The organism is Mesorhizobium sp. M1D.F.Ca.ET.231.01.1.1, from assembly GCF_003999155.2.
In the GTDB taxonomy this organism is placed as follows: Bacteria; Pseudomonadota; Alphaproteobacteria; order Rhizobiales; family Rhizobiaceae; genus Mesorhizobium.
Map to the genome: position 1 here is coordinate 1 of NZ_RZOZ02000176.1, position 322 is coordinate 322.

The 322-nt window shown below is 65.2% G+C and carries 1 protein-coding gene; it reads left to right on the plus strand.

What is annotated here, in order from left to right:
- Positions 1-322: TIGR02186 family protein (locus EN874_RS32835; RefSeq protein ID WP_189396754.1), on the plus strand; the 322-nt coding region annotated here is incomplete at both ends.

The following is a 322-nucleotide window of genomic DNA, read 5'->3' on the forward strand; positions in this document are numbered from 1 at the left end:
CGCCGATCTGACGATCTTCGGATCGCTGGAAAACCCCGATCCGCTGGTCGCGCGCCAGGGACGCTACGACGTGGTCGTCGTGCTCGAAGGACCGCCACGACCTGTGGTCGTCCGGCGCAAGGACCGCGTGCTCGGCGTCTGGATCAACCTGGACTCCGAAACCTTCGAGAACGTGCCGGTCTCCTATTCCGTCGCGACGACGCGGCCGCTGCAGGACATCGCCGAGCCTGCCAAATACAAGCAGCTCTCGCTCGGGGCGCAGAACCTCTACCTGAAGCCCGCCGACGAGACCGACAGCCCGGCAACCATCGAGGAATTCACC